The organism is Streptomyces sp. NPDC088252 (assembly GCF_044740965.1).
Lineage (GTDB): Bacteria > Actinomycetota > Actinomycetes > Streptomycetales > Streptomycetaceae > Streptomyces.
Genome location: NZ_JBIURS010000014.1, coordinates 26,747 through 46,239 on the forward strand (window position 1 = coordinate 26,747; position 19,493 = coordinate 46,239).

Here is a 19,493-nt window from a genome sequence, read left to right on the forward strand (position 1 = left end):
GGTCGGGGACATCCCATACAACTCGCCGGCGTCGAAAACCGGCGTACCTAACGAGGAGATCGGTTCGTGACGATCCGCGTAGGCATCAACGGCTTTGGCCGCATCGGACGTAACTACTTCCGCGCGCTGCTGGAGCAGGGTGCGGACATCGAGATCGTGGCTGTCAACGACCTGGGTGACACTGCGACCACGGCCCACCTGCTGAAGTACGACACCATTCTGGGTCGTCTGAAGGCAGAGGTCAGCCACACCACCGACACCATCACCGTCGACGGTCACACCATCAAGGTGCTCTCCGAGCGCAACCCGGCCGACATCCCCTGGGGTGAACTGGGCGTCGACATCGTCATCGAGTCGACCGGCATCTTCACCAAGAAGGCCGACGCCGAGAAGCACATCGCCGGCGGTGCCAAGAAGGTCCTCATCTCGGCTCCGGCCAAGGGCGAGGACATCACCATCGTGATGGGTGTCAACCAGGAGAAGTACGACGCGGCCAACCACCACGTCATCTCCAACGCCTCCTGCACCACCAACTGTGTCGCGCCGATGGCCAAGGTCCTGGACGAGAACTTCGGCATCGTCAAGGGCCTGATGACGACGGTCCACGCCTACACGAACGACCAGCGCATCCTGGACTTCCCGCACTCGGACCTGCGTCGCGCCCGTGCCGCCGCCGAGAACATCATCCCGACCACCACCGGCGCGGCCAAGGCCACCGCCCTGGTGCTCCCGCAGCTGAAGGGCAAGCTGGACGGCATCGCCATGCGCGTCCCGGTCCCGACCGGCTCGGCCACCGACCTGGTCGTGGAGCTGCAGCGCGAGGTCACCAAGGACGAGGTCAACGCCGCGTTCAAGAAGGCCGCCGACGACGGCGACCTCAAGGGCATCCTTTACTACACCGAGGACCCGATCGTGTCCTCGGACATCGTCGGCGACCCGGCGTCCTGCACCTTCGACTCCTCGCTGACGATGGTTCAGGAGGGCAAGTCGGTGAAGATCCTCGGCTGGTACGACAACGAGTGGGGTTACTCCAACCGTCTTGTCGACCTGACCGTCTTCGTCGGCAACCAGCTCTGACCTCCGGGTCGGCAGGCATCTCGATGTGAGCACGGGGCTCGAACAGCGCAACGCCGCGCCGTTCGAGCCCCGTTGCATGCTCCCTCGTCCTTCCAAGGAGTCCAGCACGATGAAGACGATCGACGAACTTCTCGCCGAAGGGGTCACCGGCAAGCGCGTATTCGTCCGCGCCGACCTCAACGTGCCGCTGAGCGGCACCACCATCACCGACGACGGCCGCATCCGCGCCGTCCAGCCGACCGTGGAGAAACTGGCCGCGGCCGGGGCGCGGGTCATCGTCGCCTCGCACCTGGGCCGTCCCAAGGGGGCACCGGACCCCGCCTTCTCCCTGGCGCCCGCCGCCGCCCGCCTCGGTGAGCTCCTCGGTGCCGACGTGGCCTTCGCGACCGACACGGTCGGCGAGTCCGCACGCGCCACGGTCGCCGCGCTCACCGACGGCCGGGTCGCCGTCATCGAGAACCTCCGCTTCAACCCCGGTGAGACCTCCAAGGACGACGCCGAGCGCGGCGCGTTCGCCGACCAGCTCGCCGAGCTCGCCGACGTGTACGTGGGCGACGGCTTCGGAGCCGTGCACCGCAAGCACGCCTCGGTCTTCGACCTCCCGGCCCGGCTGCCGCACGCCGCCGGTGACCTGATCGCCACCGAGGTCGGCGTCCTGAAGAAGCTCACCGAGAACGTCGAGCGCCCCTACGCCGTCGCGCTCGGCGGCTCCAAGGTCTCGGACAAGCTCGGTGTCATCGACCACCTGCTGGAGCGCGCCGACCGCATTCTCATCGGCGGCGGTATGGCGTACACCTTCCTCAAGGCCCAGGGGCACGAGGTCGGCAGCTCCCTCCTCCAGGAGGACCAGATCCCGGCGGTGCTGGAGTACCTCAGGCGCGCCGAGGAGAAGGGCGTGGAGTTCGTGCTCCCCGTCGACGTCGTGGTCTCCGAGCAGTTCCCGGACCTCAAGGCCAAGGCCCCGACGCAGCACCGCACCGTGCCCGCGGACGCCATCCCGGCCGGTTTCATGGGGCTGGACAACGGTCCCGAGACCAACAAGCTGTACGCCTCGAAGCTCGCCGACGCCGTCACCGTCTTCTGGAACGGTCCGATGGGCGTCTTCGAGCACCCCGACTACGCCGAGGGCACCCGGGCCGTCGCCCGGGCCCTCGTGGACTCCTCGGGCTTCAGCGTCGTCGGCGGTGGTGACTCCGCCGCCGCCGTCCGCATCCTGGGCTTCGACGAAAACGCATTCGGACACATCTCGACCGGTGGCGGCGCCAGCCTCGAATACCTTGAGGGCAAGACGCTTCCCGGCCTCGCCGCACTGGAGGACTGACCTTTCATGACCACTCGCACCCCGCTGATGGCGGGCAACTGGAAGATGAACCTCAACCACCTCGAGGCCATCGCACACGTCCAGAAGCTCGCCTTCGCCCTGGCCGACAAGGACTACGAAGCCGTCGAGGTCGCCGTCCTGCCGCCCTTCACCGACCTGCGCTCCGTGCAGACGCTGGTCGACGGCGACAAGCTGAAGATCAAGTACGGCGCCCAGGACATCTCGGCGCACGACTCCGGCGCGTACACCGGTGAGATCTCCGGCCCGATGCTCGCCAAGCTGAAGTGCACCTACGTCGCCGTCGGCCACAGTGAGCGCCGGCAGTACCACGGCGAGACCGACGAGATCTGCAACAGCAAGGTGAAGGCCGCCTACAAGCACGGCCTGACCCCGATCCTCTGCGTCGGCGAGGAACTGGAGGTCCGTGACGCGGGCAACCACGTCGCGCACACGCTCGCCCAGGTCGACGGCGGTCTGCGGGACATCCCGGCCGACCAGGCCGAGTCGATCGTGATCGCGTACGAGCCGGTCTGGGCGATCGGGACCGGCAAGGTCTGCGGCGCCGACGACGCCCAGGAGGTCTGCGCGGCGATCCGCGGCCGCCTCGCCGAGCTGTACTCCCAGGAGCTGGCCGACAAGGTCCGCATCCAGTACGGCGGCTCCGTGAAGTCCGGGAACGTCGCCGAGATCATGTCGAAGCCGGATGTGGACGGCGCCCTCGTCGGCGGCGCAGCGCTGGACGCCGACGAGTTCGTCAAGATCGTCCGCTTCCGCGACCAGTGAGTATGCGGTAGCGCGGATCCGTCGTACCCTTGCGGGGGCCGGGGAGGGTGTAGCCTCCCGGCCCCCGTTGTTCGCACATGCAGTCCAGAGGAATTCCGGAAAGTAGGGACCAGCCGTGATTTTGGCGTTCGAGATCGCCCTGATCGTCTTCAGCCTGCTGCTGATGCTGCTGGTGCTGATGCACAAGGGAAAGGGCGGCGGTCTCTCCGACATGTTCGGTGGCGGCATGCAGTCGTCCGTGGGCGGCTCCTCGGTCGCCGAGCGGAACCTCGACCGGATCACCGTGTTCATCGGTCTGGCCTGGTTCGCGTGCATTGTTGTGCTTGGTCTGCTGATCAAGCTGGACAACTGACCCGTCGTACGCGATTCCCGGTGAGGGTGTAACTCCTTTCACTGGACGCGCGTTGGGCCTTACGTAGACTGGGGCATCTTCGAGCACCATCACGCAGGGAGTTACGACCGTGGCAAGTGGCAACGCGATCCGGGGAAGCCGGGTCGGAGCGGGGCCGATGGGGGAGGCCGAGCGTGGGGAGTCCGCGCCACGTCTCCGCATCTCCTTCTGGTGCTCGAACGGGCACGAGACGCAGCCGAGCTTCGCCAGTGACGCGCAGGTACCGGAGACTTGGGACTGTCCGCGCTGTGGTTTCCCGGCCGGCCAGGACCAGGACAGCCCGCCGGACCCGCCGCGTACCGAGCCGTACAAGACGCACCTCGCGTACGTACGCGAGCGGCGGAGCGACGCGGACGGCGAGGCCATCCTCGCCGAGGCCCTGGCGAAACTCCGGGGCGAAATCTAGCGTCTCACACCGGACGTTCACCGGCCGGGCACCCACAGGGTGCCCGGCCGGACTGCTTTTGCCGTGCCGCAGCTTCCCCTTGTCTCGTCAACCCCTCTGATCAATTAAGTTGGAGAGGCAGCGGGGCATCTGCAGGCACGAGAAGAAGTGGGCTGATATCCGGGATGAATACACCTAGCCGAACCAGGCTCAACCAGACGCCCGAATGGAACGCTCTGGGCAAGCACCGTGAGCAGCTCGGGACCACGCATCTGCGGCAGCTCTTCGCGGACAATCCGCAGCGCGGTACCGGATACACCCTCCGGGTCGGCGATCTGTATGTCGACTACTCCAAGCACCTGGTCACCGACGAGACGCTCCGGCTGCTGCGCGAACTGGCCGCGACCACCGGGGTGGCACAGCTGCGGGACGCGATGTTCCGCGGTGAGAAGATCAACACCACCGAGGACCGCGCCGTCCTGCACACCGCGCTGCGTGCCCCGCGCGATGCGGTGATCGAGGTCGACGGCGAGAACGTGGTGCCCGGTGTGCACGCCGTGCTCGACAAGATGGCGTCCTTCTCCGACCGCATCAGGTCGGGCGAGTGGACCGGTCACACCGGCAAGCGCATCAAGAACGTCGTCAACATCGGCATCGGCGGCTCCGACCTCGGACCCGCCATGGCGTACGAGGTGCTGCGCTCCTTCACGGACCGCTCGCTCACCGTCCGCTTCGTGTCGAACGTCGACGGCGCCGACCTCCACGAGGCCGTGCGCGATCTCGACCCGGCCGAGACGCTCTTCGTCATCGCGTCGAAGACCTTCACCACGATCGAGACCATCACCAATGCCACCTCCGCGCGCGACTGGCTGCTGACCGGTCTGAGGGCCGGTCAGGAAGCGGTCGCCAAGCACTTCGTGGCGCTGTCGACGAACGCCGGCAAGGTCGCGGACTTCGGCATCGACACCGCCAACATGTTCGAGTTCTGGGACTGGGTCGGCGGCCGCTACTCGTACGACTCCGCCATCGGCCTCTCGCTGATGATCGCCATCGGTCCGGACCGGTTCCGCGAGATGCTCGACGGCTTCCACCTCGTCGACGAGCACTTCCGCACCGCCCCCGCCGAGGAGAACGTCCCGCTGCTGCTGGGCCTGTTGGGCGTCTGGTACGGAGCGTTCTTCGACGCCCAGTCGCACGCCGTGCTGCCGTACAGCCACTATCTGTCCAAGTTCACCGCGTACTTGCAGCAGCTGGACATGGAGTCCAACGGCAAGTCCGTGGACCGGGACGGCGAGCCGGTCGACTGGCAGACCGGACCGGTCGTCTGGGGCACCCCCGGCACCAACGGGCAGCACGCCTACTACCAGCTGATCCACCAGGGCACCAAGGTCATCCCGGCCGACTTCATCGGCTTCGCCGAGCCGGTCGCGGACCTGCTGCCCGGCCTGGTCGCCCAGCACGATCTGCTGATGGCCAACTTCTTCGCCCAGACGCAGGCGTTGGCCTTCGGCAAGACGCCGGACGAGGTCCGTGCCGAGGGCGTCGCCGAGGAACTGGTGCCGCACAGGACTTTCAAGGGCAACCACCCGACGACGACGATCCTGGCCGACCGCCTGACCCCGTCCGTCCTCGGCCAGCTGATCGCCCTGTACGAGCACAAGGTCTTCGTCCAGGGCGCCGTCTGGAACATCGACTCCTTCGACCAGTGGGGCGTCGAACTGGGCAAGGTGCTCGCCAAGAGGATCGAGCCGGTGCTGACCGAAGGCCGGGGAGGCGAGGGGCTGGACAGCTCGACCGCCGCACTCGTCGAGGCGTACCGCGCCCGCAGGGGGCGCTGAGCCGATGACCACGGGGGAGCGGTCGGTGCGGCTGAGGCCGCCGAACAACACCCTGGACCCGAGGGCCGTCGGCTGGTGGCGGGCCCGGTGGCTGCTGCTGACCGCGGCACCGGTGGTGGTCCTGGCCGTGCTGGGCGCGCTCATCGAGCCCGCCCGGTTCTGGCTGCTGCTGCCCGCCGCGGTCCTCGCGGTCCTCGGCGGCGGCTGCGCCGTCCTCTTCCCCCTCTGGTGGTTCCGCATCCACCGCTGGGAGGTGACCGACGAAGCGGTGTACGTCAGAACCGGCGTGCTGCGTCAGGAGTGGCGGATCGCCCCGATGTCCCGGATCCAGACCGTGGACACCGTGCGCGGCCCGCTCGAACAGCTCTACCGGCTCGCCACGGTCACCGTGACCACCGCGTCGTCCAAGGGCGCGCTGCGGATCGAGGGACTGGGCCATGAGCTGGCGGCCGAGCTGGCCGAGCGGCTGACCCGGATAACCCAGGACACCCCCGGGGACGCCACATGAGCACCGGGACGACCGTCTTCCCGGCGGCCGGCGACGACAGCGCCGACGGCCCCGATGCCGCTGCCGGCTGGCGGCGGCTGGACCGGCGTACGGTCCTCCTCAGCGCACTTCTCGCGGCCGGGGTGACGGCCGGCGCGGCCGTACCCACCACGCTGGGTCTCTCCGGGCGGCTCGGGTTCGGCCCCGCGGTCGCCTGGGTACTGGCCGGTGCCGTGTTGCTGATCGCGGGCGCCGCGGGCGGCGACCACGTGCGATGGCGCCGCACCCGCTACCGCATCGGCGCCGAACGGGTCGAGCTCCACACCGGCCTGTTCCTGGTCAAGAAGCGCTCACTGGCCCGGCCGCGCATCCGCAGCGTCGACCTCACCGCCCACCCGCTGCAACGGGTCCTGGGCCTGGTCACCGTCCGCATCGGCACCGGCGAGCACTCCGGCAACGAATCCACCCTGGAACTGGACCCGGTCCCCAGGGCCGAGGGCGAACGGCTCCGCCGCGAACTGCTGGAACGTACGGCCACCGGAGCCCCGGGCACCCATCGCGAGGGCGAACTCGCCTCCCTCGACCCGCGCTGGATCCGCTACGCACCGGTCTCGTTCGTCGCCCCCGCACTCGGCGGCGCGGCAGCCGGCGGGGTGATGCAGGTCAGCGACTGGTTCGGGGCGCAGGGACAGGTGATCGACTGGATCGGTGACCGGTTCCGGGACACCTCACTGATCACCATGATCGTGATCCTCGTCGTCACCGCGGTCGCCGCCGGGGTCGTCGGCGCGCTCGGCCTGTGGGTCGAGATGTGGTGGGGCTACCGGCTGGAGCGCGAACCCGGCGGCACCCTGCGCGTCCGACGCGGACTGCTGACCTCCCGCTCCGTCTCCATCGAGGAACGGCGGCTGCGCGGTGTCGACCTCGTCGAACCGCTCGGCGTGCGGCTGTTCGGCGCCGCCAGGGTCGACGCGATCACCACCGGGCTCGCCAAGGACGACGAGGAGCAGCACGGCGACCACAACACCCTGCTGCCCGCCGCGCCGCGCCGCGTCGCCGACGCGGTGGCCGCCGACGTCCTGCGCGAGGTCACGTCCCCGACGGGCGCCCCGCTGACCGGACACCCCCGCGCGGCCCGGGGCCGGCGGTTGCGCCGGGCGTGCGGGGCCGTCGTCGCCCCCGTCGCCGTCCTCGTCCTCCTGGGGGTGCTGCTGACACCCGTCCTGCTCTGGATCGCGCTCGCCGGCGCTGTCGTCGGGCTGCCCGTCGGGGCGCTCCTGGCCCGGGACGCGTACCGCGGCCTGGGACACACCGTCAACGGCGACCACCTGGTGGTCCGGTCCGGCACGGTGCGGCGCTCGACCGCCGCCCTGGAGCGGGCCGGTGTCATCGGCTGGACGGTCAGGCAGACGTACTTCCAGCGGCGGGCCGGGTTGCTGAGCCTCACCGCGACGACGGCCGCCGGAGCGGGCGCGTACACGGCGTACGACGCGGACGCGAACGAGGGACTCGACTTCGCCTCCAAGGCCGTTCCGGGCCTGCTGGAGCCCTTCCTGGAGCGCACTCCGCCCGCCGGGTGACCGCGCGGTGCCCGGCCGTGCGCCGGTTCGACGAGCAGAGCCCGTCCGACGCCCTCGGCGCGCGTGCGTGCGGTGCCGGACCGGGCTCGGCCCCTGCTGAACCCCGCCGCTGACGCACGCCGCGCCCGTCACCACGGTCGCACCCGGGCCGTGCCCAGCACGCCGCAGGCCCGGTTCGCTCCGAGGAACGAACCGGGCCTGTGTACAACGGCACTGAGGACCGCTCAGGAGGAGGCGGGCGGGTACAGCGCGCGCGGCAGCCGCGAGGCCGCCGCCGCGTCCAGCAGCCACAGGGTGCGGCTGCGTCCGTACGCACCGGCCGCCGGGGCCTGGATCTCCCCGGCGCCCGAGAGCGCGATCTCCGCGGCCTCCGCCTTGTCCTCACCCGCGGCGAGCAGCCATACCTCGCGCGCCGCCCGGATCGCGGGCAGCGTGAGCGAGATGCGGGTGGGCGGCGGCTTGGGGGCGCCGTGCACACCGACGACGGTGCGCTCGGTCTCCCGTACCGCGGGCAGCTCCGGGAAGAGCGACGCGACATGCGTGTCCGGACCGACGCCCAGCATCAGGACATCGAACGTCGGCACCGGGCCGTGGTCCTCGGGGCCGGCCGCGGCGGCCAGTTCAGCGGCGTACGAGGCCGCCGCCGCGTCGGCGTCACCGCCGCACGGACCGTCCGAGGCGGGCATCGCGTGCACCCGTGACGGGGTCAGCGGCACCGAGTCCAGCAGGGCCTCGCGGGCCTGCGTGACATTGCGCTCCGGATCGCCCTCCGGCAGGAACCGCTCGTCGCCCCACCACAGGTCGAGCCGCGACCAGTCGATCGCGTCCCGGGCGGGCGCGTCGGCGAGGGCGGCCAGCAGGCCGTTGCCGTTGCGCCCGCCGGTGAGGACCACCGAGGCGTAGCCGCGTGCGGCCTGGGCGTCCACGATCCTCGTGATCAGCCGGGCCGCGGCGGCCTGCGCCATCAGCTCCTTGTCGCGGTGCACGACAAGCTGAGGGGCACTCACTTCGCCGCCGCCTTCTTGGCCGCGGTCTTCTTCGCGGCGGCCGGGGCGGCGGCGGGAGCGGGCTCGGCCGGCTTCTGCTCCGGTCCGGCGAGCTTCTCCACGCCGAACTTCACCGTCGCCGCATAGGTGTTGTCCGGGTCCAGGCGCCGCAGCTCCTCGGCGAGCAGCTCGGCCGTGTCCCGCCGCTTGAGCGCCACCGCACGGTCCGGCTGGCCCTGCATCGAGAGCGTGGCCAGCGAACCGTCCGGCCGGTCCAGCACGATGACGCCGTTCTTGGTCTCCATCCGCACGGCCGTCAGACCGGGACCGTCGGACAGGGTGCGTGCCACCGGAACCTGGAGCCGGTCCGCGAGCCACATGGCGAGCAGCTCGCAGCTCGGGTTCTCCGACTCGCCCTCGACCGTCGCCGAGACCACCTCGACCTGCTGCTGGTCGAGCGCGGCCGCCAGCATCGAGCGCCACGGCGTGATGCGGGTCCAGGCCAGATCGGTGTCGCCCGGGGTGTACGACCGGGCGCGCACCGCGAGTTCGTCACCCGGGTGCTCCGATGCGTACGCGTCGGTGATCCGGCGCTGGGCGAGTGCGCCCAGCGGGTCCTTCGCCGGGTCGACGGGCGCGTCCTCGGGCCACCAGACCACGACCGGGGCGTCCGGCAGCAGCAGCGGCAGGACCACGGACTGGGCGTGGTTGGCCAGCTCGCCGTGGAGGCGCAGGACGACGGTCTCGCCGGTGCCCGCGTCGGAGCCGACCCGCACCTCGGCGTCGAGCCGGGCGTCGCGGCGGCTGCGCGGCGAGCGGCTGACCCGCTTGATCACCGCGATGATCCGCGAGGGGTGCTCGCGCGAGGCGTCACCGGCCGACTTGAGCGCGTCGTACGCGTTCTCCTCGTCCGTGACGATGACCAGGGTCAGCACCATGCCGATGGCCGGGGTGCCGATGGCACGGCGGGCCGACACCAGCGCCTGGTTGATCTTGCTGGAAGTGGTTTCCGTGAGATCGATCTTCATGGCCGCCGCCAGCTCCGTCCGTCTCGTGCAAGCATCTCGTCCGCCTCGGCCGGGCCCCAGGTGCCCGCCAGGTACTGCGCGGGCTTGCCGTGCTTGTCCCAGTACTCCTCGATCGGGTCGAGGATGTTCCAGGAGAGTTCGACCTCCTGGTGCCGCGGGAAGAGGTTGGCGTCGCCGAGCAGCACATCGAGGATGAGCCGCTCGTACGCCTCCGGGCTGGACTCCGTGAAGGACTCGCCGTACGCGAAGTCCATCGTGACGTCCCGCACCTCCATCGAGGTGCCGGGCACCTTGGAGCCGAACCGCACGGTCACGCCCTCGTCCGGCTGGACCCGGATGACCAGGGCGTTGCCGCCCAGCTCCTCCGTCGCGCCGGACTCGAAGGGCAGATACGGGGCGCGCTTGAAGACGACCGCGATCTCCGTGACCCGGCGGCCGAGCCGCTTTCCGGTCCGGAGGTAGAACGGCACGCCCGCCCAGCGGCGGTTGTTGATCGTCAGCTTGATCGCGGCGAAGGTGTCGGTCGTCGACTTGGGGTCGATGCCGTCCTCCTCCAGATAGCCGAGGACCTCCTCGCCGCCCTGCCACGCGTGCGCGTACTGGCCGCGCACCGTGTGCTTGCCCAGGTCCTCCGGCAGCTCCACCGCCGTGAGCACCTTGAGCTTCTCGGCGACCAGGGCCTTCGGGTGGAAGGAGCCGGGCTCCTCCATCGCCGTCAGCGCCAGCAGCTGGAGCAGGTGGTTCTGGATGACGTCACGGGCGGCGCCGATGCCGTCGTAGTAGCCGGCCCGGCCACCGATGCCGATGTCCTCGGCCATCGTGATCTGGACGTGGTCGACGTACGACCTGTTCCAGATCGGCTCGAACATCGTGTTGGCGAATCGCAGCGCCAGAATGTTCTGGACCGTCTCCTTGCCCAGGTAGTGGTCGATCCGGAAGACCTCGTTGGGCGGGAAGACATCGTGGACGATCTGGTTGAGCTCCTGTGCGCTCTTCAGATCGTGGCCGAAGGGCTTCTCGATGACGGCACGCCGCCAGGAGCCCTCCTTCTGGTCGGCGAGCCCGTGCTTCTTGAGCTGCTGGACGACCTTGGGGAAGAACTTCGGCGGCACGGAGAGGTAGAAGGCGAAGTTGCCGCCCGTGCCCTGTGCCTTGTCGAGGTCCTGGATCGTGGCCTTCAGGGTCTCGAAGGCGTCGTCGTCGTCGAAGTTGCCCTGGACGAAGCGCATCCCCTGGATGAGCTGCTGCCAGACCTCTTCACGGAACGGCGTACGCGCGTGTTGCTTGACGGCGTCGTGGACCTCCTGTGCGAAGTCCTCGTCGTGCCACTCGCGGCGCGCGAAGCCGATGAGGGAGAAGCCCGGCGGCAGCAGGCCGCGGTTGGCCAGGTCGTAGACGGCGGGCATCAGCTTTTTACGGGACAAATCGCCCGTGACGCCAAAGATCACCAGGCCCGACGGTCCCGCGATGCGCGGGAGCCGTCGGTCCTGGGGGTCACGAAGCGGGTTGGCTCCGGGAACACCAGACAAGGTCGTCAGCCCTCCGAAGGAGCGAGGCGCTTGAGCTCCGCCTCGGTCGAGTTGAGCAGGTCGATCCAGGACGCCTCGAACTTCTCGACGCCCTCGTCCTCAAGGAGCTGGACGACGTCGTCGTAGGAGATCCCGAGCTTCGCGACCGCGTCGAGCTCGGCACGGGCCTGCTCGTAGGTGCCGGCGATGGTGTTGCCCGTGATCTGCCCGTGGTCCGCCGTGGCGTCCAGAGTGGCCTCGGGCATGGTGTTCACCGTGCCGGGGGCGACCAGGTCGTCGACGTACAGGGTGTCCTTGTACGCGGGGTCCTTGACACCGGTCGAGGCCCACAGCGGACGCTGCTTGTTGGCCTGCGCCTTGTCCAGGGCGGCCCAGCGCTCCGAGCCGAAGACCTCTTCGTAGGCCTGGTAGGCGAGCCGGGCGTTGGCGAGCGCCGCCTTGCCCTTGAGGGCCTCGGCCTCGTCGGTGCCGATCGCGTCGAGACGCTTGTCGATCTCGGTGTCCACGCGGGACACGAAGAAGGAGGCCACCGAGTGGATCTTGGAGAGGTCCAGGCCCGCGGCCTTCGCCTTCTCCAGACCCGCCAGGTAGGCGTCCATGACCTCGCGGTAGCGCTCCAGCGAGAAGATCAGCGTGACGTTGACGCTGATGCCCTTGCCGATGACCTCGGTGATCGCCGGGAGACCGGCCTTCGTCGCCGGGATCTTGATGAGCGTGTTGGGCCGGTCCACCAGCCACGCCAGCTGCTTGGCCTCGGCGACGGTGGCGGCGGTGCGGTGCGCCAGACGCGGGTCGACCTCGATGGAGACCCGGCCGTCCTGGCCGTCCGTGGCGTCGAAGACCGGACGCAGGATGTCCGCCGCGTCCCGTACATCGGCCGTCGTGATCATGCGGATGGCCTCGTCGACGGTGACCTTGCGGGTGGCGAGGTCGGTGAGCTGCTGCTCGTAGCCGTCGCCGTGCGAGATCGCCTTCTGGAAGATCGACGGGTTGGTGGTGACGCCCACGACGTGCTGCTCGTCGATCAGCTCGGCGAGGTTGCCCGAGGTGATCCGCTTGCGCGACAGGTCGTCGAGCCAGATCGCCACGCCCTCGTCGGAGAGGCGCTTGAGTGCGTCTGTCATGAGAATTGCATCTCCTACTGGTCGTATAAGGGCGTCAGCGCGTGGCGGCGGCGAGAGATTCCCGCGCTGCGGCGGCGACGTGCTCGCCGGTGAAGCCGAACTCACGGAAGAGGACCTTGGCGTCGGCCGAGGCACCGAAGTGCTCCAGCGAGACGATCCGGCCTGCGTCTCCCACGTAACGGTGCCAGGTCAGACCGATACCGGCCTCGACCGCGACCCGGGCCTTCACGGACGGCGGCAGAACGCTTTCCTTGTAGGCCTGGTCCTGCTCCTCGAACCACTCGACCGACGGCATCGACACCACCCGGGTCGGGATGCCGGCCGCCTGCAGCTCCTCGCGCGCCTCGACGGCGAGGTGCACCTCGGATCCCGTACCGATGAGGAGGACCTGGGCGTCGCCGCCTTCGGCCTCGAAGAGCACGTAGCCGCCCTTGGCCGCGTCCTCGTTCGCCTCGTACGTCGGCACGCCCTGGCGGGTCAGCGCCAGACCGTGCGGGGCCCCCTTGCCGAACACCTTGGTGTAGCGGCGCAGGATCTCGCGCCAGGCGATGGAGGTCTCGTTGGCGTCGGCCGGGCGGACGATGTTCAGGCCCGGGATGGCGCGCAGCGAGGCCAGGTGCTCCACCGGCTGGTGGGTCGGGCCGTCCTCACCGAGGCCGATCGAGTCGTGCGTCCACACGTACGTCACCGGCAGGTGCATCAGCGCGGACAGTCGAACGGCGTTGCGCATGTAGTCGGAGAACACCAGGAACGTGCCGCCGTAGATGCGGGTGTGGCCGTGCAGCGCGATACCGTTCATGGCCGCGGCCATGGCGTGCTCGCGGATACCGAAGTGGATCGTGCGGCCGTACGGGTCGGCGCCCGGCAGCGGGTTGCCCGCCGGGAGGAACGACGACGTCTTGTCGATCGTCGTGTTGTTCGAGCCCGCGAGGTCGGCGGAGCCGCCCCACAGCTCGGGGATGACCTCGCCGAGCGACTGGAGCACCTTGCCGGAGGCGGCACGGGTGGCGACGCTCTTGCCCGGCTCGAAGACCGGAAGCCTGTCCTCCCAGCCCGTGGGCAGCTCGCCCGCGGAGATCCGGTCGAACTCGGCGGCGCGCTCCGGGTTGGCGGTGCGCCAGGCGGCGAGGGACTTCTCCCACTCGGCCTTGGCCTCACGGCCGCGGTCCAGCGCCTCACGGGTGTGGGAGATGACCTCGTCGGAGACCTCGAAGGACTTCTCCGGGTCGAAGCCGAGGACCTTCTTCGTCGCGGCGACCTCTTCGTCACCGAGCGCCGAGCCGTGCGAGGCCTCGGTGTTCTGGGCGTTGGGGGCGGGCCAGGCGATGATCGAGCGGGCCGCGATGAACGAGGGGCGCTCGGTCTCGGCCTTGGCGGCCTGCAGCGCCTCGTACAGACCCGCCGGGTCCAGGTCGCCGCTGGGCAGCTGGTCGACGCGCTGGACGTGCCAGCCGTACGCCTCGTAACGCTTCAGGGTGTCCTCGGAGACCGCGGTCTCCGTGTCGCCCTCGATGGAGATGTGGTTGTCGTCCCACAGCACGACCAGGTTGCCGAGCTTCTGGTGGCCGGCCAGCGAGGACGCCTCCGCGGAGATGCCCTCCTGGAGGCAGCCGTCACCGGCGACGACCCAGACCATGTGGTCGAACGGGGAGGTGCCGGGGGCCGCCTCCGGGTCGAACAGGCCGCGCTCGTAACGGGCGGCCATCGCCATGCCGACGGCGTTGGCGACACCCTGGCCCAGCGGGCCCGTGGTCGTCTCGACGCCGGTGGTGTGGCCGTACTCCGGGTGACCGGGGGTCTTCGAGCCCCAGGTGCGGAAGGCCTTGAGGTCATCGAGCTCCAGGCCGTAGCCGGCCAGGTAGAGCTGGATGTAGAGGGTCAGGCTGCTGTGACCCGCGGAGAGCACGAACCGGTCGCGACCGGTCCACTCCGCGTCGGCGGGGTCGTGCCGCATCACCTTCTGGAAGAGGGTGTACGCGGCGGGAGCCAGGCTCATCGCCGTGCCCGGGTGGCCGTTTCCGACCTTCTGTACGGCGTCGGCGGCAAGGACGCGGACAGTGTCCACGGCCCGCTGGTCCAATTCGGTCCACTGGAGATCTGTGGTGGTCGGCTTGGTGCTCACCCTGAGTCAGGGCTCCTCTCCACTGTTTGAAAACCGGTGACTGTGACCGCACCGGGCGTTGTCGAGCCTACCCCCGTCGGAACACGCATTTTCCGGCTGCTTTCCAGGGTGCAGGCGGCCCGCGGAGTTCGCCTCCCGTATGAGCGCAACGGCTCACTTCTGGGCCCTCCGATGAGCGCGCCCCGTTACCGATGCGCCCTCCGATGAGCGCATCCTCCTACTGATGCGCATCGACGGGCTCGTCCCCATGTCGGCGTTCTCCGCGTTCCGTCTCCCCGCTGCTGCGGCACACCGGCGAGCGCGGACACGCCTGCTCCCGCGGCACTCCGACGAGCCGGACGCCGTGCTCCCGCGCCACTTCAACACGACCCCACCCCCGCGAAGGGTGGCCTGTCCGCCAACGTCTACAGTGGTCTGGTTCGCGCAAGTCTTTACCGGGCCCTCACGCCCGGAGCTTGCTGGGATTTCTCTGTCAGGGGTGTGCGTGACGGCCGTCGAGTCCCGACCCGCAGGGGTCGCCTTGACTCCCAGCCCGGGGGGCCACCGCCCGTTCGGGGCCCGTGTCAAGGCATTCGTGGCGCTGACCAAGCCTCGGATCATCGAGCTGTTGCTGATCACCACTGTTCCGGTGATGTTCCTGGCCGCTCAGGGTGTACCCGATCTGTGGCTCGTTCTCACCACCACCATCGGGGGATATCTCTCCGCGGGCGGCGCCAACGCGCTGAACATGTACATCGACCGCGACATCGACGCGTTGATGGACCGTACCTCGCAGCGCCCGCTGGTCACCGGCATGGTGAGCCCGCGTGAGTGCCTGGCCTTCGGTATCGCCCTCGCCGTGATCTCGACGGTCTGGTTCGGACTGTTGGTCAACTGGCTGTCGGCGGCGCTTTCGCTCGGTGCGCTGCTCTTCTACGTCGTCGGCTACACGATGCTGCTGAAGCGCCGCACCTCGCAGAACATCGTCTGGGGCGGCATCGCGGGCTGCATGCCGGTGCTCATCGGCTGGTCCGCCGTGACCGACTCGATGTCCTGGGCCGCGGTCATCCTCTTTGCCGTCATCTTCTTCTGGACGCCGCCGCACTACTGGCCGCTGTCGATGAAGGTGAAGGACGACTACGCCCGGGTCGGCGTCCCGATGCTCCCGGTCATTGCCTCCAACCGGGTGGTGGCCCGCCAGATCGTCATCTACAGCTGGGTGATGGTGGCGGTCTCGCTGCTGCTCACCCCGCTCGGCTACACCGGCTGGTTCTACACGGCGGTGGCGCTGCTGACCGGCGGGTTCTGGCTCTGGGAGGCGCACGGTCTGCAAAGCCGGGCGAAGGCCGGGGTGTCCGGGGCCAAGCTCAAGGAGATGCGGCTGTTCCACTGGTCGATCACCTATGTCTCGCTGCTCTTCGTCGCGGTGGCGGTCGACCCCTTCCTGAGGTAGTCCCGCTTCATCGATTCCCGCCGACGGGCGGGGCGCGTGGCCCATGCCACGTGTCCCGCCCGTCGCGCGTCGATCTACCCGTCGGTAGCATCTTGAGCATGGCAGAGACGGCAGAGACCCAGGTGGAGAGCGGCAAGCAGGCGGCCCGCGCGGAGCGCAGGGCGGCGAAGCTCGCCAAGCAGATCGGCGCCTTCTCCAAGGCACACGGCGGTGCGGAGGGACAGCTCGCCTACATCGGGCAGATGGGCACCCGCATCGTTCTCGTGGGCGAGGACGGCGGCTGGGGCGATCTGGTGGCCCCGTCGTACGCGGTCGCCGAGAGCGCCACGCGCAAGGCCGGGATCACGATGCACGAGTCCTTCGACGGCGAGTTCGCCGCGAAGGTGCGTACCGGCCCGTACGAGTGGACGCGAATGGCGGGCATCCAGGTGGGCGGCCCCTCCGACAAGGCCTGAGCGAACGGACCCCCATACGTCGATCGCCGGACGGACCCGCGTACAGGTCCGTCCGGCGATCGACGTATGGGGAGGGGTTCCGGGCGCCCGGAGCTCAGCCCGCCGCCGCGGCGGGCTCCGGCTGCTCGGCGGCGCCGGGTACCGGGGCGACGGCCACCGGGCGCTCACGCAGTGACAGCAGCACCCGCACGACCGCGATCCACACCAGGCACGAGCCGAACATGTGCAGGCCGACGAGGACCTCGGGGGTGTCGGTGAAGTACTGGACGTAACCGATGACGCCCTGACCCATCAGCACCAGGAAGAGATCACGGGCGCGGTGGAGCGGGCCGATGGGCGCGTCCACGGCCTTCAGCACGAACCAGAGGGCCACGGTGAGCGCCACCACGGCCCAGGCCAGATCGGCGTGCAGCTGCGTGATCATCTTCCAGTCGATCGGGATGCGGTGGACGTCGCTGGAGTCACCCGCGTGCCGTCCGGCGCCGGTGACGACCGTGCCGACCGCGACCAGCAGCCCCGCCACGACCGCGAGCAGCCAGGCCAGCTGCGACACCGCCTTGCCCACCAGCGGACGCGGCGCGAAGTCCCCCTCGCGGACCCGCTGCCAGGTCACCATCGCGACGGTGAGCAGCGCCGTGGACAGCAGGAAGTGTGCCGCGACGGTGTACGGGTTGAGGCCGACCAGCACCACGATGCCGCCGAGCACCGCGTTGCCCATGACGACCCAGAACTGCGTCCAGCCGAGCCGGGTGAGGCTGCGGCGCCAGGGCTTCGCGGACCGGGCGGCGATGATCGCCCACCCGACCGCCGCGCACAGGACGTACGTCAGCATCCGGTTGCCGAACTCGATGGCGCCGTGGAAGCCCATCGCGCTCGTCGCCGTCAGGCTCTCGTCGGTGCACTTGGGCCAGGTCGGGCAGCCGAGGCCGGAGCCGGTCAGCCGCACCGCACCGCCGGTCACGACGATGAGCACGGCCATGACGACGGCCGACATGGCTGCACGGCGCACCGTGCGGGGGGACGGAGTCCATCGCTCGGCGATGTAGAGGAGCGGGTTCCGCGCGGCTTGAGCGACTTCGGCTCGGGTCAGCTTGGGCACGCGCACCATCGTAGGCGGCGGCTTGTGCAAGCTTTCACGAGGGGGACGAGTTACCCCGAACCGGCGACGGAGCGCGCCCGCGGGCTCACTCCCGGCCGGAGCGCCGGCTCACTCCCAGCGGAAGAACCTGGCCGCCGCGCCCAGCCCGAGCACCGCCCACACCGCGAGGATGCCGAGGTCGCCCCACGGCATCGACGCGCCGTGCCGGAGCACGTCGCGCAGCCCGTCCGACAGGGCTGCGATCGGCAGCAGGCCCAGTGCCGACTGCGCGGCGTCCGGGAACTTGTCGAGGGGCACGATGACCCCGCCGCCGACCAGCAGCAGCAGAAAGACCAGGTTGGCCGCGGCGAGCGTCGCCTCCGCCTTCAGCGTCCCGGCCATCAGCAGACCGAGCCCGGAGAAGGCCGCGGTGCCGAGCACGAGCAGCAGCAGGACGGCGAAGGGGTTGCCGTGGGGCGACCAGCCCAGCGCGAACGCGATCACCGTGAGCAGCACCACCTGCAACACCTCGGTGACGAGCACCGCCAGCGTCTTGGCGGTCATCAGCGCCCAGCGGGGCAGCGGCGAGGCGGCCAGCCGCTTGAGCACCCCGTACCGCCGCTCGAAACCGGTGGCGATGGCCTGGCCGGTGAAGGCCGTGGACATCACGGCGAGCGCGAGGACGCCGGGCGTCAGGAAGTCGACCGACCTGCCCTCGCCCGTGTCCACGATGTCGACCGCGCTGAACAGCACCAGCAGCAGCGTCGGGATGATCACGGTCAGCAGCAGCTGCTCCCCGTTGCGCAGCAGCATCCGCGTCTCCAGCGCGGTCTGCGTGGCGATCATGCGGGAGAGCGGGGCGGCGCCCGGCCGCGGGGTGTACGTACCGGCGCTCATGCGCGCAGCTCCTTGCCGGTCAGTTCCAGGAAGACGTCCTCCAGGGTGTGCCGCTCCACGGAGATGCCGGACGGCATCACTCCGTGCTGCGCGCACCAGGAGGTGACGGTGGCCAGCAGCTGCGGGTCGACGTCGCCCGTGATGCGGTACGTGCCCGGGGTGAGCTCCGCCGCCTCCGAGCCGTCGGGCAGCGCCTTCAGGAGGGAACCCAGGTCGAGACGGGGACGACCGGTGAAGCGCAGAGTGTTCTCGGCGCCGCCGCGACAGAGCGTCTCGGGGCTGCCCTGGGCGATGACCTTGCCCGCGTCGATGACGGCGACGTCGTCGGCGAGCTCCTCGGCCTCGTCCATGAAGTGGGTGGTCAGGACGATCGACACACCGTCGGCGCGGAGCTCGCGCACGAGGTCCCAGGTGGAGCGGCGGGCCTGCGGATCGAGGCCGGCGGTCGGCTCGTCCAGGAAGACCAGCTCGGGGCGGCCGACGACGGCCATGGCCAGGGCGAGCCGCTGCTGCTGGCCGCCGGAGAGCCTGCGGTAGGTCGTCCGGCCGCAGCTGCCGAGGCCGAGGCGCTCGATCAGCGTGTCGACATCCAGCGGGTGGGCGTGGAGCTTCGCCATGTGCCGGAGCATCTCGTCGGCGCGTGCGCCGGAGTAGACACCGCCCGACTGGAGCATCACGCCGATCCGGGGGCGGAGCTCCGCGGCGTCGGCGACCGGGTCGAGACCGAGGACCTTCACCGTTCCGCCGTCCGGACGGCGGAACCCCTCGCAGGTTTCGACGGTGGTGGTCTTCCCGGCGCCGTTGGGGCCGAGGACGGCGGTGACGGTGCCGGTGCGTACACACAGGTCGAGGCCGTCCACAGCGGTCTTGGGGCCGTACCGCTTCACCAGGTTCCTGACCTGTACGACGGACTCGCTCTTCATGGCCGGTAAGTGTAGGCAGGAGCGGAAGGGGGCCGGGTCGCGGGGCCGAATTAGGTA

General features: G+C 69.9%; 18 protein-coding genes. 10 read left to right on the top strand and 8 right to left on the bottom strand.

Annotated features, from left to right (window positions below; all coding sequences use genetic code 11):
* The first annotated feature begins 66 nt into the window (after positions 1-66).
* The 8 genes from gap to ACIOHC_RS26535 all read left to right on the top strand — a co-directional run bounded on the left by gap (position 67) and on the right by ACIOHC_RS26535 (position 7,862).
* Positions 67-1,077, top strand: coding sequence for a type I glyceraldehyde-3-phosphate dehydrogenase (gene gap / locus ACIOHC_RS26500; protein ID WP_351085063.1), 1,011 nt, complete (start codon positions 67-69; stop codon positions 1,075-1,077).
* 109 nt (positions 1,078-1,186) lie between these two features.
* The gene (locus tag ACIOHC_RS26505) at positions 1,187-2,398 is read left to right on the top strand and encodes a phosphoglycerate kinase (RefSeq protein ID WP_401844229.1); all 1,212 of its coding nucleotides are present in this window, start codon (positions 1,187-1,189) and stop codon (positions 2,396-2,398) included.
* Between the two features lie 6 nt (positions 2,399-2,404).
* A complete protein-coding gene (gene tpiA, locus ACIOHC_RS26510; RefSeq protein WP_351085059.1) occupies positions 2,405-3,181 on the top strand; it encodes a triose-phosphate isomerase in 777 nt (258 codons plus the stop codon).
* 115 nt (positions 3,182-3,296) lie between these two features.
* On the top strand, positions 3,297-3,533 hold the full coding sequence (gene secG, locus ACIOHC_RS26515) for a preprotein translocase subunit SecG (RefSeq protein WP_114243929.1): 237 nt from the start codon (positions 3,297-3,299) through the stop codon (positions 3,531-3,533).
* A 109-nt stretch (positions 3,534-3,642) separates the two neighbouring features.
* Positions 3,643-3,978: an RNA polymerase-binding protein RbpA gene (locus ACIOHC_RS26520; RefSeq protein WP_148834157.1), complete on the top strand. Its 336-nt coding sequence runs from the start codon at positions 3,643-3,645 to the stop codon at positions 3,976-3,978.
* A 164-nt stretch (positions 3,979-4,142) separates the two neighbouring features.
* Positions 4,143-5,795, top strand: coding sequence for a glucose-6-phosphate isomerase (gene pgi / locus ACIOHC_RS26525; protein WP_351085057.1), 1,653 nt, complete (start codon positions 4,143-4,145; stop codon positions 5,793-5,795).
* Positions 5,796-5,799: 4 nt separating this feature from the next.
* Positions 5,800-6,303 carry a PH domain-containing protein gene (locus ACIOHC_RS26530; RefSeq protein ID WP_351085054.1) on the top strand — a complete coding sequence of 168 codons (504 nt, stop codon included), beginning with the start codon at positions 5,800-5,802 and terminating at the stop codon, positions 6,301-6,303.
* A complete protein-coding gene (locus tag ACIOHC_RS26535) occupies positions 6,300-7,862 on the top strand; it encodes a PH domain-containing protein (RefSeq protein WP_365693920.1) in 1,563 nt (520 codons plus the stop codon). The genes ACIOHC_RS26530 and ACIOHC_RS26535 overlap by 4 nt, the downstream gene beginning before the upstream one ends.
* Positions 7,863-8,086: 224 nt before the next feature.
* On the opposite strand, the gene pgl is transcribed toward ACIOHC_RS26535, so the two are convergent.
* Genes pgl through tkt form a run of 5 tightly spaced genes read right to left on the bottom strand, consistent with a single transcriptional unit; the run spans position 8,087 to position 14,651 of the window.
* On the bottom strand, positions 8,087-8,869 hold the full coding sequence (gene pgl, locus ACIOHC_RS26540; protein ID WP_351085050.1) for a 6-phosphogluconolactonase: 783 nt from the start codon (positions 8,867-8,869) through the stop codon (positions 8,087-8,089).
* Complete coding sequence (opcA, locus tag ACIOHC_RS26545; RefSeq protein WP_351085049.1) at positions 8,866-9,876, bottom strand: glucose-6-phosphate dehydrogenase assembly protein OpcA; 1,011 nt, start codon at positions 9,874-9,876, stop codon at positions 8,866-8,868. Before opcA ends, pgl begins: the two co-directional genes overlap by 4 nt.
* Positions 9,873-11,405, bottom strand: a complete 1,533-nt coding sequence (gene zwf / locus ACIOHC_RS26550; RefSeq protein WP_351085047.1) for a glucose-6-phosphate dehydrogenase — start codon at positions 11,403-11,405, stop codon at positions 9,873-9,875. The genes opcA and zwf overlap by 4 nt, the downstream gene beginning before the upstream one ends.
* Positions 11,406-11,410: 5 nt before the next feature.
* Positions 11,411-12,529 carry a transaldolase gene (gene tal, locus ACIOHC_RS26555; RefSeq protein WP_351085045.1) on the bottom strand — a complete coding sequence of 373 codons (1,119 nt, stop codon included), beginning with the start codon at positions 12,527-12,529 and terminating at the stop codon, positions 11,411-11,413.
* A 34-nt stretch (positions 12,530-12,563) separates the two neighbouring features.
* Positions 12,564-14,651, bottom strand: a complete 2,088-nt coding sequence (tkt, locus tag ACIOHC_RS26560) for a transketolase (protein ID WP_351085043.1) — start codon at positions 14,649-14,651, stop codon at positions 12,564-12,566.
* A 478-nt stretch (positions 14,652-15,129) separates the two neighbouring features.
* On the opposite strand from tkt, the gene ACIOHC_RS26565 reads away from it, so the two are divergent.
* Together ACIOHC_RS26565 and ACIOHC_RS26570 are read left to right on the top strand one after the other, a co-directional pair.
* Positions 15,130-16,083 (top strand): heme o synthase, encoded by a 954-nt coding sequence (locus ACIOHC_RS26565; RefSeq protein ID WP_351085041.1) that lies wholly within the window; start codon positions 15,130-15,132, stop codon positions 16,081-16,083.
* A gap of 98 nt (positions 16,084-16,181) precedes the next feature.
* Positions 16,182-16,538, top strand: a complete 357-nt coding sequence (locus ACIOHC_RS26570; RefSeq protein WP_351085039.1) for a hypothetical protein — start codon at positions 16,182-16,184, stop codon at positions 16,536-16,538.
* A 94-nt stretch (positions 16,539-16,632) separates the two neighbouring features.
* Here ACIOHC_RS26570 and ACIOHC_RS26575 read toward each other — a convergent pair whose 3' ends face one another.
* From ACIOHC_RS26575 to ACIOHC_RS26585, 3 genes are all read right to left on the bottom strand, one after another.
* The gene (locus ACIOHC_RS26575; RefSeq protein WP_365692010.1) at positions 16,633-17,646 is read right to left on the bottom strand and encodes a COX15/CtaA family protein; all 1,014 of its coding nucleotides are present in this window, start codon (positions 17,644-17,646) and stop codon (positions 16,633-16,635) included.
* 99 nt (positions 17,647-17,745) lie between these two features.
* Positions 17,746-18,513, bottom strand: coding sequence for an ABC transporter permease (locus tag ACIOHC_RS26580; RefSeq protein WP_365692007.1), 768 nt, complete (start codon positions 18,511-18,513; stop codon positions 17,746-17,748).
* Positions 18,510-19,436, bottom strand: a complete 927-nt coding sequence (locus ACIOHC_RS26585; protein WP_351078823.1) for an ABC transporter ATP-binding protein — start codon at positions 19,434-19,436, stop codon at positions 18,510-18,512. Before ACIOHC_RS26585 ends, ACIOHC_RS26580 begins: the two co-directional genes overlap by 4 nt.
* Positions 19,437-19,493: the final 57 nt, after the last annotated feature.